Source organism: Salinibacterium sp. NG22, from assembly GCF_015864925.1.
GTDB lineage: Bacteria > Actinomycetota > Actinomycetes > Actinomycetales > Microbacteriaceae > Rhodoglobus.
The window spans coordinates 1,959,920-1,975,130 of the sequence record NZ_JADYWG010000001.1; the positions used below are offsets into that span (position 1 = coordinate 1,959,920).

The following is a 15,211-nucleotide window of genomic DNA, read 5'->3' on the forward strand; positions in this document are numbered from 1 at the left end:
AGCCATGCAGAGCTATCACCGCAGGTTGTTAACCGTCATCACTGAAGCCGCACTCGAGAGCACCCTTGTTCGAGATCTCGACCAGCTGAATGCCCACGGGTACACCATTACAGATGCCCGCGGCAAAGGTAACCGCGGCGTTCGCGATGCTGGCTGGGAGGCCAGTAGCAACATCCGCATCGAGGTGGTGTGCGACGCGGAGACGGCCGAAGCAATTGCCTCCTACCTTCAAAAGCACTACTACGCCGACTACGCCATGATCCTGTTCATGAGCGACATCGACGTGCTGCGGCCCACGAAGTTCTAAGCCGCCGCTCGAATCTTCGCGCATCGGCGCGATGTGCGCTAGAACAGAATCGGCACGCGCCGAGTTCGCATCCAGAGTTCCCAAAAACCTGGGCGCAACCTTGAGGGGAAGAATGTTGAAGCGAGATGGAACCCGAGATGAGAACGTAGACAATTCACGTGGCCATGTCATAGAGCACGCGATACTTCCGGTGAAGCCCGGCCTTGAGGCGGAGTTCGAAGCGGCTTTCGCCCAAGCGAAGAGCATCATTGCGGCTATGCCGGGATTCCGCGGACTGACGCTCTCACGCGGGGTCGAGCATCCCGAAACGTATCTGCTGCTCGTGCGGTGGGACACCGTTGACGACCACGAGATTGGATTTCGGGGTTCGCCCGAGTATCAGCAATGGCGAGCATTGCTGCACGAGTTTTACGAACCGTTCCCGCTCGTCGAGCACTTTGACGAGGTTGAGCGGGTCGAGGCAAATAGCTGAATAACCCGAACCACTTTCGCTCTCGAGCCGTAAAGCGCGCAGGATAGGGGGATGCTGCTTCCCGCGATCATCCTCATCACTCTTGCCCTCGTGTTTTACACCGTCGGGGTGTGGAGCGAGCGAGTGCAGAAGGTGCTCAAGCCGTGGCACGTCGTGCTCTTCGGACTGGGATTGGCGGCGGATGCCACGGGCACGTTCTTGATGAACCTGATCGCGACCGAGAATCGTGCAGCCGGCATCGAGCAGAGCGCTTTGAACCAGCTGATGGGCGTCACAGGAGTGATCGCGATCGTGCTCATGGCCGTGCACCTCGCTTGGGCAATCGTCGTGCTGGTGCGCAACCGTGAAGCCGAGAAGACTAGCTTTCACCGGTTCTCTGTCATCGTGTGGGGAATCTGGCTTATCCCGTACATCGTCGGTGCCCTGGGATCGAGCCTCGGCTAGATCAGTTCAGTTCACGCAGTCAGCGACACCGGCGGCTGCAGATTTCGGCAGCCGCGCCCAACCAGCCAACGCCGCTCACCCGATTCGTTCGCGCAAGAACGTGACCACCCGGTCGCGGGCCGCCGCCGCCGAGTTGGCCGGATTCTCGCGCACTTCGCCGGTGAGCACCGAGTGGGCGGTTGCGGCGTAGCCGTCAGGGTTTCCCGGCGACGAGTCCAACTGGATGATCTCGAAGGCATCGCCGAGACGGGCCTTGATGGTGTCGAAGCGGGCGCGCGGGGCGGCGGTATCTTCGCTGAACCGTAAGCCGAGCGCGCAGACATCGCCGGCATCCGCCCGGGCAGCGATGCGATCGAACTCGTCGCGCGAAACTCCGGCATCGAGCTGGCGCGCACGGCCGACCGGAAAGGGAACGGCGGGCTGGCTGAGAACGGATGCCGCCACGGAATCGTCGATCGCTGCGGCTAAGGCGAATCCGCCCGTGAAGCACTGTCCGATCACCCCAACGCCTCGCCCGGGAGTGCGGGCAGCGAGGTCGGAGGCAACCGCCCGAAAGTAGTCGGTGACAGGCCGCGATGAGTTCGTCGCGAACGCGCGGAACTCGGCGGCCACGCACAACCGCAGCACGATCCGCGTCATGTAGCCCACGGTCTTTGCTTTGCCTGGCTCGCCGAATGGTGAGGGCACGACGACCGTGAAGCCGGCAGCGACGAGGTGCTCGGCTAGGCCAAGCACTTCCGGTGTGATTCCGGGGATATCTGGGATGAGCACCACTCCTGGCCCCGAACCCTTTTCGAAGCAGTCATAGGTCAGGCCCGCGGCGGCGAACGGCGCGCGAACCCAACCGCGGAGGTTGCCGACCGGTGCGGCGGAAGCGCTAACGGCTGTCATGCGTACATCTTCGCTCACGAAACCGTGATCCCTCCTGAGCGAGGAGAAGACGCGGTCGTCGCGCCGTTTCGACATCCACGGCTCACGCATATCCAGTTCATAGGAATGTCATAGGGAACCCCGGTGTAGTGGAACACGTCACCCACCAGAGGAGCTTGATCATGAAGCGAAATCACTTCACCCTTACCGCCGCAGTCAGCACGTTTTTGATTGGCGGGGTGCTGTTGGCCGGATGCACAACCGCAGTCGAAACACCCACCGTCGCCTCCAGCGTGACGGCCGAGGTCAGCGATGCGAGCGTCGAGCTTAGCCTCGGCCCGGTTGCGACAGAAGTTCTTGCGGCAAACGCGAACTCCACGACCACGAACGATGACGAGTGGACCCTCGATGGCGCAGTTTCGATTGCCCTCGACGGATCCACTGCGACCGCCGACGGCGATGGCGTCAGCGTCTCGGGTTCCACGATCACCATCACGGCGGCCGGCACCTACGTTCTCTCGGGACAGCTCGACGGCCAAGTCGTCGTCGACACCGACGATGAAGACGTCGTCGCACTGGTGCTCGACGGCGTAGACATTTCCAACTCAACGAGCGCCGCGATCGCGGTCGTCAACGCCGAAGACGTGGTGGTCTCGCTCAGCGGAACCAACACGCTCTCCTCCACGGGAGACGACGCCGAATACAACGCTGCACTCTTCAGCGACGCCGACCTCACTATCTCGGGCGACGGCTCGCTCACAGTAAGCAGCTCGGTCAACGACGGCATCACGAGCCATGACGACCTCGTCATCCTCTCGGGCGACATCACGGTCACCGCGGGCGATGACGGCCTGCGGGGCAAAGACTCGCTGACCATCGAGGGCGGCACCGTCACGGTGGATGCCGGCGGCGATGCTCTCAAGTCAGACAACGAAGAAGACGAAACGCGCGGCTACGTGTACATCGCGGGCGGCACTGTTGACCTCACGGCGGCGGATGACGGAGTGCAGGCCGAGACCGACATCGTGATCGCGGGCGGTTCAACCACGCTCGCGGCCGAAGACGACGGGCTCAAGTCAGAGGTCAACATCGTGATCTCGGGCGGCGGAACCGCTGTCACCAATTCTTACGAAGGCATCGAGTCGTACTACATCACGATCGAAGGCGGCGCGCTCGCGGTCAACGCGAGCGATGACGGCATCAACGCCACGAGCGGCACCAGCACCACCACCGACGTCGGCGGCATCGTCGAAGCGGATGACGGAGCAATGGTGTCGATCACCGGCGGCGAGACCACGGTCAACTCAGCCGGCGATGGGATCGACTCCAACGGGTCGATGCTGGTCACGGGCGGTACAACCACGGTGTTCGGTTCGTCTGAAGACCGTGAGGGTGCGCTCGATGCGAACGGCACCATCGTGGTCGACGGCGGAACGGTCCTGGCGGTCGGTATGACCTTCATGGCAACCGCGCCCGAAACGTCATCTTCGCAGGGCTGGGTGAGCGCTTCGCTCGAGCAGGCGTACGGCGCCGACCAGACCGTGCAGGTGCTCGATAGCAGCGGCACGATGATCGCCGAGTTCACCTCGATCAAGTCGTTCCAGTCGGTCGTGCTGTCGGATGCCGCCATCACGAACGGCGACACCTACACGATCACGGTTGGCGGCGACTCAGCCGGAACCGTGACAGCCGGAGTCGCAGCAGCGGGAAGCGAAAGCGGCGGCGGAGGAGGCCAGCCTCGCCCGTAACACTGGGCAACGTCACGGCATGAAAGCTCATGTAAAGCGACGGTCGCGGAGCGGGTCTGCGCCACTCATCGCCTCGTGCAGCAACCGAAAACCCCACAGAAATGTGGGGTTTTCGGCGGTTAACGGTCACTCCGACCGCAGCGGAATGTCTCATTCGACAGCGAGCAATTGTGCGCGTGGTGAGTGGCTCTAGAAAAAAATGATTGACAGCTTTTGCAGAATATGAAACGGTGTATCAAAATCCGAACAAGGGATAAAAGATGCAACGCTCGCTCGCCGTTCTCGATAGCTCTTACGGCGACGTCGTGCTCGAAGCCGAAGCCGCAGCCGCGCATGGGGTGACGGTGCGGGATGCTCGCGAGAACACCTCTCCTGCCGACGGAGTCCTGGTGCAGTACGCCACGATCGGCGCTGCCGAAATGGATGCGAACCCCTCGTGGAAGGTCATCGGGCGTTACGGCGTCGGAGTCGACACGATCGATCTTGAGGCTGCCGCGTCCCGGGGCATTCCCGTCGTCAACGTTCCCGACTACTGCGAAGAGGAAGTGGCGACGCACGCCGCGGCACTAATCCTCGGGGCGGCCCGCCGCATCCGCGAAGCAGACCTGCTCGTGCGTGACGGCGCGTGGGGCTCGTGGAGCGAACTTCGCCCCATTCAGGCCCTCTCTCAGTCGACTCTGTCGCTCATCGGAATCGGTCACATCGGTTCCGAAACCATTCGCTTGATGAGCCCGTTCTTCGGTCGAATCGTCGCTCACGACCCGTTCGCTGCTCCGGCCGACGGAGTCGAGCTGCTCGGCTTCGAAGAGGCGTTGGCTGCTGGCGATGTCATTAGCCTCCACTGCCCGCTTAATGACCAGACTCGTCACCTCATTGATGCTGCCGCGCTCGCCCACGTCAAGCCCGGCGCTGTTCTCGTCAATGTCTCGCGCGGCGGCCTGATCAACAGCGCTGACCTCGCTGCCGCTCTTCACGATGGGCGTCTCGCCGGTGCGGCCCTGGATGTGTTGGAGGCGGAGCCGCCGGCGGGAGATCCCATTCTTGACGCCCCGCGCGTGACTCTCACTAACCACATTGCCTGGTACTCCGAGCAGTCTGAGCGTCGCTTGCGGCACCTGCTCGCCGAGCGTTGCGCGGGAGTACTCGACGGAAAACCCGCCCCGACCGTGGCCAATCGGGCCGCGCTCGAGCGACTCGCTAGCAATTAGCGCGAACCGGAATTCGTGGGGAAACACCCCGGAAATATCTTTTTGGTACGTTGTTCCATAATTTGAAAAGAAGGATCAGAAATGACTGAGCTCAACAGCCACTTGCTCGACATCGCTACCGCCGAGTTGGCTCCCAGCCCGGCACCTGCACGCATCGTTTCGGGCGACCCCACGTGCAAGGAAAAAGTGATTGTCGACACGGGATCCCTAGAGATCGGTGTGTGGGAAGTCACCCCCGGAGTTTTCGATTCGGTCAAGCACGACATCGGTGAGGTTGTTCAGTTCGTATCAGGCGCGGGTCGCATTGAACACCCGGACGGCACTGTATCGCCGATCGCCGCTGGTGTCGTCGTCGAGTTCCTTCCCGGCTGGACGGGCACTTGGTACATCGAAGAGACCACTCGCAAGCTCTACACGATCTACAAGACCGCCCCGGCGCAGGCCTAACAGGAACGGGAGACAAGGCCATGAGTACCGAGGCGGAAACTACGCAGATATCGCTGACTGCTCGGCCGCCCTCGCGCCGCGTTCGAGGCCTTGTGTCCCGGTGGCTGCTGCTGACCCCGATCATTGCTTTCTATGTGATCTTCTTTCTGTGGCCCATCCTCACGGTGGTCCTTCGCAGCTTGAGTCTCGACGGCAAGTTCGATGCGGCAGCACCGAGTTTCACGCTCGATAACTTCGCCCAACTAATCGGTGATGACTTCCTGCTCCTGATCGAGGGCCGCACGCTGTTGCTCGCGATCAACTCAACGTTGATTACGACGGCACTCGCGTTTCCCACGGCCTATTTCATCTCCCGGCTCAACCGGAAGACAGCATCCGTACTCTTGCTGCTGATCTTGATCCCGTTCTGGGTGTCGATTGTGGTTCGACTCTTTGCCGTCACCTCGATCCTCAGCCCGAACGGCCCGGTGAATCAGGCGAGTCTCGCGCTCGGGTTCGGCGAAACATCGTTGCTATACACCCAGGCGGGAACGCTGGTCGGTACCGTCATGTACCTTCTGCCGTACATGATTCTGGTGCTCTACGCCGGCATGGTCGCAGTCGATAGCAACCTCATGCTGGCTGCTCGAACGATGGGCGCATCAGCGAGCTACGCCTTCTTCCGTGTCTACATACCCATGATTCGCTCGTCGCTTCTGAGCGGTGCGCTACTGATCTTCATCCTCGCGCTGAGCTTCTTCGTTGTACCTGCCATCCTTGGCGGGCCTCGGGATCAGACGATCGCTGTCTATATTCAGCAGCAGATCGACATCTTCCAGTGGGGCACCGCTAGCGCCATGGGAATGGTGCTGCTTATAGCGACAGTCATTTGCTACGTCGGAGTGGTGCGCATTGCGGGAACCTTCCAGCCCGGCGGAGTCGGCTCGGTTCAAGCAAAGGGTGTGAGCGCGGGGCAGGCTTTCCGCTGGTCGCCCATCATGATCATGTCGGCCGCGCTTTCGGCAATCACCATCGCCATTCTGGTGATCCCCGTGTTGTTCGTCTTCCCGTTGTCAACGGGCGAGACCGGCACAGTGGTGTTCCCGCCTCGCGGCTTCACCTTGGAGTGGTTCGTTCAGGTGTTCACGACCGACACTTGGCTCGGCCCGATCATGCAGAGTTCGATCGTCGGCGTGGGTACCGCAGTGCTGTCTGTCGGTATCGCACTCGCGCTGGCCCGGGTCACAAGCGAAATGACGTCGACTACCGGAAAAGCAATCATTGGCGGTCTCGCCTTTGCGCCAATCATTGCGCCGAGCATCCTGCTCGCTATCGGAATCTTCGACGTCGAACTCCAGCTCAAGCTGACGGGCACGGTGATCGGGCTCATCTTGGCGCACACCGTGATTGCGGCGCCCCTCTCCTACGCACTCATCGCGGCGTCCATGGCGGGTGCCGATCGCGGAATCGAAGCTGCAGCCTGGACTCTGGGTGCATCGCGAATCCGGACATTCTGGACAGTGGTTGTTCGAGGAATCCTGCCGAGTGCATTGGGTGCATTCGCGATTGCGTTCGTGACCTCATGGGATGAGGTCGTGCTCGCTCTCTTCCTGCAGACGGGCCCAACCAAAACCTTGCCCGTCACCATTTACAAATATCTCGAGAGTGGCATCATCCCGACGGTTCCCGCTGTCGCTTCGCTACTCATCGCATTAGTCGTGCTGATCGTCGTCGTTCGAGGCGTTGTCGGCTCAATATCCGCGCGGCGACGCGCAGCTCAACAGGAGGAATCACGATGACCGCTTCACACTCACGCCGCGGCCAGGTTTTCGCCTCGGGAATCGGACTGGACTACAACGGGAACGTTGCCCTCGATAATGCGTCGGTAGAGGTCCACGCAGGTGAGTTCTTCACCCTTCTTGGCCCCTCCGGCTCGGGAAAGACAACGCTACTGCGCATCATCGCGGGCCTTCTCGAACCGCAACGCGGCACCATCTCCATCGACGACGCTGATGTGACCGACGTGGACACTCAGCACCGCGATATCGGGTTCGTGTTCCAGAACTACGCGCTCTTCCCGCACCTGACGGTTGCCGAGAACATCGAATTCGGGCTCAAGGTGCGCAAGGTCAAGTCCGTAGCGCGCGCCGCTCGTCTTGCCGAAATGATCGAACTCGTTGCGCTGGGTGGGTTGGGCGACCGCTACCCGGCTCAACTCAGTGGTGGCCAGCAGCAACGTGTTGCCCTCGGTCGGGCGCTCGCGCAGCGCCCCCGCGTGCTCCTGCTTGATGAGCCTCTTGGCGCTCTCGACCGTGCGCTCCGTCAAGATCTGGGCGCCGAGATCCGACGCATTCAGCGTGAGGCTCAGACCACTGCGGTCTATGTCACCCACGATCAGGATGAAGCCTTCATTCTTTCCGACCGGATGGGCGTCATGCGCGACGGCAAGGTCTCTCAGATCGGAACTCCCGAGGAACTCTACCGCGCACCCAAAGACCTGTTCGTGGCTCGCTTCTTGGGAAAGACAAACCTGTTCGAGGCAGAAGTGCTGAGCGAGTCATCTGAGGGTGCCGTCGTTCGAATCGGAGACCACCAGGTCACCGCACGCCCCGGAGTTCCCGGCGGATCATCGTCGGTGTACTGCTCTGTTCGACCCGAACAGATCGTGCTCAGCGGGGATGTCGTACCCGAGGGCCACCACAAACTCACCACCGGAGTCGTCACCGACAGCCGCTTCCTCGGCCAGAGGCAGAGCGTGCGCATCGCGACGGACTCCATGGAATGTTCGGCAGATCTTGATCCTTACGGTCAGATCCCCGCCGTCGGCGAACGGGTCACCCTTTCCGTTCGCATTGGCGAGTCAGCGCTTGTACCGCGCGAAACCGCCTAGAGATTCACCACCGCACCACCGCACCACCGCACCACATCACTACAGCACCAAAGCAGCACGTTGCAGATACCAGAGAAACGAGGAGATCCATGAAGAAGACAATCAGACGACTCTCGATCGTCGGAGCGAGTTCACTCGTTGCGGCCCTCGCACTGAGTTCGTGTACTACCAGTGAGCCAGCAGGTTCCGGCTCGGCTGGTGCCATTTCCGGCGACATCCTGTTCTACGACACCAGCGGTGGCGTGGTCTACGAGGCGGAAGCGGCAACGCTTTTCGCTGACTTCACTGACGACACTGGCGTCTCAGTGACTGATGATTACAACGAAGCCGCGACGAAGTTCTTCGCTTCCGCAGAAGCCGGATCGATGCCGTGGAGCCTGATGCTCTTCCCCACGGTTAACGATGCTGCCACTGCCGCTGCGGATGGCCTGCTTGAGAAGATCGACACGTCGATCGTTCCCGTCGACAAGCTCGTCGACGGTACCTACAACGAGTACGGCATCGAGGTGGGAACCTTCGGAATGGTGCTCGCTTGGGATGACGACGCTTACCCCGACACAAAGCCGACGGAAATGGCTGACCTCTGGGATCTCGACACCTTCCCCGGAAAACGCTGCTTCTTCAACAACCCCCAGTACGGCTGGACCCTTGAGGCTGCGTTGCTCGCCGATGGCGTTGCAGCAGATGACCTCTATCCTCTGGATGTTGACCGCGCGCTCGAGAAGCTCGATGAGATCAAGAACGACATCACCTGGTGGACCAGCGGAGCTCAGTCAATCGAATCCTTCGAGAACGGTTCCTGCGACATCGGAATCCTCTGGGCCAACCGTGCATTCACGGCATTGGACGCCAACGGCTTCCCGATGAACATCACGTGGAACGAAGCTGGGTACTCCAACAGCGTGTGGTCGATTCCCGCCGGTGCGCCCAACGCGGCCGCTGCGCAGGAACTGCTCGCTCACGTGATCAACAACACCGAAGGCCAGATCGCTTTCGCTTCTGTTGTTCCGACGCCCATCCCGGCATCGGTCAAGGCTCTGAGCCCGACCGACTTCCCCGAACAGGTTCAGGCGTTCTTGCCCGTGGGCTCGAACGTTGATGGCTCCGTTCTTCAGGACAGCGACTACTACCTGGAGAGCCTCACTGAGGTTCTCGACCAGTTCAACCGCTGGGTCGGGCAGTAATCAACTAATCGGATGCTCGCGCTGATCACTTGGCGCGAGCATCCCCTCTTGGCATCACACCGCACGAAGACAAGGAACACACACCATGAAGATCGTTTGCATCGACGGCGAGTCCCAGTACCGAGAAATCGTTGAGCGGGATGTAAAGATCCCCCTCGAAAAGCTGGGCCACACCTTCGACTGGTTCGAAGAGTCGTTTGATGACATCGAGGCAGCAACGGCCCGCGCCGCTGGTTACGACGTGCTCTACGTCGTGGGTGATCAAGGTCCGGTCCCTGCCGGCCTCATGAAGAACAACCCCGGGCTCCGCATGGTGAGTTTTGTCGGAACGGGCGCTCGCCGATTTGTCTCGATGGATGAAGCCGCAGCTAGCGGAGTCACCGTCACTAACGTCCCTGACTTCGCGAGCCAGAGTGTCGCCGAGCACGCCATCGCGCTGATGTTTGCGGTCGCGCGTCGCGTTGTCGAAGGCGATGCAATCGTACGTTCGGGGGAGTGGGCGAAGAACCAGGGCCTGAAGCTCGCCGGCCGCCGCCTCGGTGTTGTGGGTGCCGGAGCTATTGGCGCCCGTGTCATCACCATGGCTAAGGCGCTCGGAATGGATGTCGTTTACTGGAGCAGAACAGCGTCACCGGAGCGTGACGAAGCGCTCGGTGCGCCGCGGGTGGAACTCGAGGAGCTCTTCGAGACCTCCGACGTGGTTTCGCTGCACCTCATCCACAACAAAGAGACCGACGGCATGATTGGGCGGTCTCTCTTGGAGCGCATGCGCCCCACCGCCATCCTCGTGAACACCGCGCGTGCCGAAGTCATGGACAACGTCGCGCTCAAAGAAATCGTTGAGGCCGGAGCCATCTTCGGTGCGGGTCTCGACGTCTTCGTGGAGGAGCCGCCGTCGGCATCCGTGATTCCGAGCGCAGCGACAAACAGCGTTCTTGCGCCTCACATCGGTTTTCACACGGATGAAGCCGACGACGTTTTCCGTCTCGCGGGCGAGAACATTGTGGCGTTTGCCGCAGGCACACCGACGAACGTCATCGACTAGGAAGCCTCCCATGCAGACTCGCTACGCAACACATCCCGACGACTTCGCCGCACTTGACCTCGCGAGCCTCAAGTCGAGGTTCGTCGTCGGTGACCTCTTTACGCCAGGCAAGGTTTCTCTCGTTTATAGCCACCATGACCGCATGGTGCTGGGTGGTGCTGTGCCCATGGCAGGAGCGCCGCTCACGCTCGAGGCTCCCGATCAACTTCGCTCGGAGTACTTCTGCCAGCGTCGGGAGCTCGCGATTGTCGCGGTCGGAGCGCCAGGTTTGGTAACAGTCGATGGTGTTCGCTACGAGATGGCTGCCAAGGACGTTCTCTATGTTGGCCGGGGCGCGAAGGAGATTAGCTTCGAGTCTGAGGGGGCAGAAGCATCCTTTTATCTCGCCTCGGCCACGGCTCACGTGACCTATCCCACTACTCTCGTGCCGTTGGGTGAGGCGTTGCGTGCCGAGGCAGGCGACTCTTCGACTGCTAACGAACGCACGATCTACAAGCATTTGCACGAAGACGGGGTGCGCACGGCCCAGCTCGTTCTTGGCATCACGGCCCTGAAGCCGGGTAGCGTGTGGAATAGCATGCCTCCGCATACGCACGACCGCCGCACCGAGGTCTATCTCTATATGGATCTACCTTCGGAGCACCGCATCCAGCACTTCATGGGTCTTCCGGCCGAGCCAAAAGTTGTGGCTGTCCGCAATCACGAAGCGGTGATCTCGCCCAGTTGGTCAGTTCACCTCGGTGCCGGAACGACGAATTACTCGTTCGTTTGGGTCATGGCGGGGGAGAATCAAAGCTTCACCGATATGGACCAAGTCTCAGTTGTTGAGCTTGGCGAATGAATCCCGACCGCGATGCCCCGATCGCATCTGACTTTTTGACTGAGGAGTTCTTATGAGCACCGACAAGCTAAGTGACGACGCGCCGATTGCGGGAACCCAGAGTCTCGATCGCGCGCTTGAAGTACTGATCACGATCGCCGACAGTCCGGAGCCAGGGCTCACTTTGGCAGCGTGCAGCACGATGCTGAAGTACAGCAAGGCCACGACGCATCGGATGCTCCGCACTCTCGTGGCGCGGGATTTCCTCGCGTACGACGAAGAAACGATGGTCTACAGCCTGGGCGTGGCCAACTTGCGAATCGGCTCTGAGTACTTGCGCCGGATCGACCTGCGTCGCATTGCGCTTCCGGCGATGCGGGAGCTCGTGGCGGAGAGCCGCGACACCGCTCACTTGGCGACGCTGAGCGAGTCGGATGTCGTCTACATCGAGGTCGTCGATAGCCCTGAGCCTGTTCGAATCTTCAGCCGCGTCGGCGACTCGGTTCCCGCGTTTGCTACGGGTGTTGGCAAGGCGATCTTGGCGTGGACCAGTGCTGACCGGCTCGAGCGTCGTCTTCCTGCAACCTTGACTGCTCGCACCGAGAACACCATCACGACGCGGGATGCACTGATGGCAGATCTCGCGGTGACGCGTGAGCGGGGCTTTGCGATTGACAACATGGAGAACCGCGAGGGCATTCGTGGTTATGCCGCAGCTATTTTCGACCACACTGATGCGGTCGTCGCGTCGGTGAGCATCGCAGGGCCAGCGGCAAAGGTCACTGAAGAGTTGGACTTGGTGTTGGGGCCTCTCGTGCGACAGACCGCCGACACAATCTCCAAGTTGCTCGGGGCATCCGCGAACGTTCGTCTCTCAGCCTGAGGGCTGCCGCGGGAATATCCTCAGTCGCCACGACCGTCGTCGCTGACAGAACCGGCACTCCGCTGTAGTGACAGTTCTGGCTTCACGCGCTGCAAATTACATCAATGGAACAGCCGTCCTAGTCGACGGCGAATGGTTAGGACGTAAAACACAATGATCGATCTCACTTCTCGACGAGTGCTTGTTACCGGTGGCGGGCGCGGAATTGGCGCAGGAATCGCGCTCGGTCTCGCCCGCGCGGGTGCCGATGTTGTCGTGCACTACAACGGCAGTGCCGATGAGGCCGCTGAAACCGTGGGCCTCATCCAGGCTCTCGGCGGTCAAGCGCTGGCCGTGCAAGCTGATCTCACCGACTCGGCTCAGGCCGACCGCCTTGTCGCTACTGCCGCGGAGTTTCTCGGCGGGCTCGACATCGTCGTTACGAACGCCGGCCATCTGGTGGGGCGTGCACCCGTCGCCACGATGTCAGATGACCACTGGATGAAGGTGCTCGACGTCAACCTCGCGAGCACGTTCTACGTGTGCCGCGCAGCAATCGCGCACTTGGAGATGTCGTCGGCTGGGCGAATCGTGACGATGGCCTCCCTGGCGGCAGAAAATGGTGGCGGCGGGGGAGCTGTGGCCTACGCAACGTCGAAGGCGGGCGTCGTTGGTTTCACGCGTGCCCTGGCTAAGGAGCTGGCTGCCAAGAACATCACGGTCAACTCTTTGGCCCCTGGCTTCATCGAGGGCACGCCCTTCCATGACACTTTCACTCCGGATGACGCACGCGCGGGAATCATTGCCGGCATCCCGATCGGCCGTGCCGGAAACGTAGATGACGTCGCGGGCGCCGTTCTCTACTTGGCTTCCGATCTCGCGTCGTTCGTGACCGGTCAGGTCATCGACATCAATGGTGGAGTGAACTTTAGATAGCTAACCCTCGGCGGCTGATTGCTGCTCACAGGCGACGGTGACAGGCTGGACCCACTGACGAAAGAGGGTTCTGATGAACGACTATCCAGGAATGATTTCCAAGAAAAACCTCATCGAGCCTGTCCCGCGTCGCATTCGCGGCTATTTCGCGGGCGAGCTCATCTTCGACACGACAGCAGCGCTGTATGTGTGGGAGTGGGCTCCGTATCCGCAGTTCTACATCCCGCTCGCCGATGTGAAGTCTGAGTTCCTCGTCGATGAAGGGCAGGAGCACCATCCCGCGCGCGGCACCTATCACGTCCAGGGTCTTGCGGTGGGGGAGCGCGAGCATCCGGCGGCAGCCAAGGTTTACGCCGGCGATGGGCTAGAGGGCCTCGCCGACATGGTGCGTTTTGAGTGGGATGCTCTCGACTCCTGGTTCGAGGAGGATGAGCAAGTTTTCGTGCACCCTCGAAGCCCCTATGCCCGAGTGGATGCCGTGCGCTCGACCCGCACGGTGCGCGTCGAACTCGAGGGGGTTGTGCTCGCCGAGTCCTCGTCTCCGGTCATGGTTTATGAAACGGGTTTGCCGACGCGGTATTACCTCAACCGCACGGACGTGAACTTTCAGCATCTCGTCGCCAATGACACCGTGACCGAGTGCCCTTATAAGGGCACCACTACCGACTACTGGTCGGTGGAGGTGGGCGGCACGGTCCACGACGATTTGGCGTGGTCGTATTCGTTCCCCACCCGACAGCTGTTGCCAATTGCCGGCCTCGTGGCGTTCTATAACGAGAAGCTCGACATGTTCATCGATGGCGTCGAGCTCACTCAGGCTAAGACGCACTTCTTCCCGTCGACTTCTGCGAGCTAAGAGCGCGGGTCATGGCAGCGAGCAGCTTTCGAACAAAAACCGGGCTTGTCGTGCCTGCTATTACGACGACGCAGATGCGCGAGGTCGATCGGATTGCGATCGATGAGTTGGGGCCAAACCTCTATCAAATGATGGAGAACGCGGGCCGCAATCTGGCGTCGCTGTGTGTGGAGCTCCTCGGCGATCGCTGGCCGTCAGCACCGATAGTGGTGCTGGCCGGAACCGGCGGCAATGGTGGCGGCGGAATCTGCGCCGCCCGCCATCTGGCCAACCACGGTGGCAATGTCACTCTGGTGATCTCTAACCCGTCTCATCTCAAGGGCGTTCCTGCTGACCAACTCGCGCTCTACCGCGCCACTGGCGCACGAGTTGCGACGGTCGCTGACCTCGACACCGTGGATGCTGACCTGCTCGTCGATGCCGTGTTGGGCTACAGCCTCGGTGGTGCACCGCACGGGGCAGCTGCCGAACTCATCAGATGGATGTCGCGCCACCCCGCCCCGGTCGTCTCCCTCGACATCCCATCCGGGGTCGATTCCACGACCGGCGTAGCGCCAGGGGATCACGTCACCGCCACCCACACGATGACCCTCGCTGCTCCGAAGACGGGGTTGGATGCCGAAGCCGTCGGCGCGCTCTGGCTAGCGGACATTGGGATTCCTCGCGAGGTCTATCGGCGCGTAGGTATCGAGCTGCCTCCTGCTCTCTTCGCTCCGGGATACCGGGTGCGACTTCGAGCATCCTAAACACAGTGTTTTGGGGGCCTCATTTTTGCGACACGCCCGGGATGTGGGCGGTGTTGGCGAGGGGGGCAAAATGCACGTAATGTTTCCTCTTGTCACCCCAAAGGTGCGGAAGTCCCGGGCAGTTCTGCTGCTAGGTTTCCGGCCTCAAGTGGGGGCCACCATCCTCCGAAATCTTTTAGGTTTGGGTCGAGTCAAACATCGGTTTACCTCTTGTGGGTTGCGGTGTCAGATCTTAGGATGAGAACCCGCTTTATTCGCGTGTTGATCAGTTGTTGTGTGCCGTTCTGGTGCAGTTCTGCTGGTTTGACAAGCGCGGTATTGCTGGTAAGTTAGACAGGTTGCCTTTCGCTTTCAGCGGAGGTTGCCAACACAGGTTTTGAAAGCCCTGGGGTGAAGC

16 protein-coding genes are annotated in these 15,211 nt (G+C 61.0%); 15 read left to right on the forward strand and 1 reads right to left on the reverse strand.

What is annotated here, in order from left to right; translation table 11 throughout:
- Positions 1 to 4 precede the first annotated feature (4 nt).
- The 3 genes from I6E81_RS09560 (at position 5) to I6E81_RS09570 (ending at position 1,223) form a co-directional block, all read left to right on the forward strand.
- The gene (locus I6E81_RS09560; RefSeq protein WP_197107075.1) at positions 5 to 307 is read left to right on the forward strand and encodes a transcriptional regulator; all 303 of its coding nucleotides are present in this window, start codon (positions 5 to 7) and stop codon (positions 305 to 307) included.
- Positions 308 to 419: 112 nt separating this feature from the next.
- Positions 420 to 779 (forward strand): antibiotic biosynthesis monooxygenase, encoded by a 360-nt coding sequence (locus I6E81_RS09565; RefSeq protein ID WP_197107076.1) that lies wholly within the window; start codon positions 420 to 422, stop codon positions 777 to 779.
- A gap of 51 nt (positions 780 to 830) precedes the next feature.
- Complete coding sequence (locus I6E81_RS09570; RefSeq protein WP_197107077.1) at positions 831 to 1,223, forward strand: HsmA family protein; 393 nt, start codon at positions 831 to 833, stop codon at positions 1,221 to 1,223.
- 75 nt (positions 1,224 to 1,298) lie between these two features.
- On the opposite strand, the gene I6E81_RS09575 is transcribed toward I6E81_RS09570, so the two are convergent.
- Positions 1,299 to 2,114 (reverse strand): dienelactone hydrolase family protein, encoded by an 816-nt coding sequence (locus tag I6E81_RS09575; RefSeq protein WP_197107078.1) that lies wholly within the window; start codon positions 2,112 to 2,114, stop codon positions 1,299 to 1,301.
- Between the two features lie 161 nt (positions 2,115 to 2,275).
- On the opposite strand from I6E81_RS09575, the gene I6E81_RS09580 reads away from it, so the two are divergent.
- From I6E81_RS09580 to I6E81_RS09635, 12 genes are all read left to right on the forward strand, one after another.
- Complete coding sequence (locus tag I6E81_RS09580) at positions 2,276 to 3,841, forward strand: carbohydrate-binding domain-containing protein (protein ID WP_197107079.1); 1,566 nt, start codon at positions 2,276 to 2,278, stop codon at positions 3,839 to 3,841.
- A gap of 260 nt (positions 3,842 to 4,101) precedes the next feature.
- On the forward strand, positions 4,102 to 5,049 hold the full coding sequence (locus tag I6E81_RS09585) for a C-terminal binding protein (protein WP_197107080.1): 948 nt from the start codon (positions 4,102 to 4,104) through the stop codon (positions 5,047 to 5,049).
- A gap of 81 nt (positions 5,050 to 5,130) precedes the next feature.
- Positions 5,131 to 5,496, forward strand: coding sequence for a cupin domain-containing protein (locus I6E81_RS09590; protein WP_197107081.1), 366 nt, complete (start codon positions 5,131 to 5,133; stop codon positions 5,494 to 5,496).
- A 20-nt stretch (positions 5,497 to 5,516) separates the two neighbouring features.
- Positions 5,517 to 7,274: an ABC transporter permease subunit gene (locus I6E81_RS09595; RefSeq protein ID WP_197107082.1), complete on the forward strand. Its 1,758-nt coding sequence runs from the start codon at positions 5,517 to 5,519 to the stop codon at positions 7,272 to 7,274.
- Positions 7,271 to 8,365: an ABC transporter ATP-binding protein gene (locus I6E81_RS09600; protein WP_197107083.1), complete on the forward strand. Its 1,095-nt coding sequence runs from the start codon at positions 7,271 to 7,273 to the stop codon at positions 8,363 to 8,365. Before I6E81_RS09595 ends, I6E81_RS09600 begins: the two co-directional genes overlap by 4 nt.
- A gap of 89 nt (positions 8,366 to 8,454) precedes the next feature.
- Positions 8,455 to 9,549: an extracellular solute-binding protein gene (locus I6E81_RS09605; RefSeq protein ID WP_197107084.1), complete on the forward strand. Its 1,095-nt coding sequence runs from the start codon at positions 8,455 to 8,457 to the stop codon at positions 9,547 to 9,549.
- Between the two features lie 85 nt (positions 9,550 to 9,634).
- Complete coding sequence (locus tag I6E81_RS09610; RefSeq protein WP_197107085.1) at positions 9,635 to 10,594, forward strand: 2-hydroxyacid dehydrogenase; 960 nt, start codon at positions 9,635 to 9,637, stop codon at positions 10,592 to 10,594.
- A gap of 10 nt (positions 10,595 to 10,604) precedes the next feature.
- Entirely contained in the window at positions 10,605 to 11,435 is an 831-nt protein-coding gene (gene kduI / locus I6E81_RS09615) for a 5-dehydro-4-deoxy-D-glucuronate isomerase (protein WP_197107086.1), read from the forward strand.
- A gap of 52 nt (positions 11,436 to 11,487) precedes the next feature.
- Positions 11,488 to 12,297 carry an IclR family transcriptional regulator gene (locus I6E81_RS09620; RefSeq protein WP_197107087.1) on the forward strand — a complete coding sequence of 270 codons (810 nt, stop codon included), beginning with the start codon at positions 11,488 to 11,490 and terminating at the stop codon, positions 12,295 to 12,297.
- A 153-nt stretch (positions 12,298 to 12,450) separates the two neighbouring features.
- Complete coding sequence (locus I6E81_RS09625) at positions 12,451 to 13,212, forward strand: SDR family NAD(P)-dependent oxidoreductase (protein WP_197107088.1); 762 nt, start codon at positions 12,451 to 12,453, stop codon at positions 13,210 to 13,212.
- A gap of 73 nt (positions 13,213 to 13,285) precedes the next feature.
- The gene (locus I6E81_RS09630; protein WP_197107089.1) at positions 13,286 to 14,068 is read left to right on the forward strand and encodes a DUF427 domain-containing protein; all 783 of its coding nucleotides are present in this window, start codon (positions 13,286 to 13,288) and stop codon (positions 14,066 to 14,068) included.
- Between the two features lie 11 nt (positions 14,069 to 14,079).
- A complete protein-coding gene (locus I6E81_RS09635) occupies positions 14,080 to 14,814 on the forward strand; it encodes an NAD(P)H-hydrate epimerase (protein WP_197107090.1) in 735 nt (244 codons plus the stop codon).
- Positions 14,815 to 15,211: the final 397 nt, after the last annotated feature.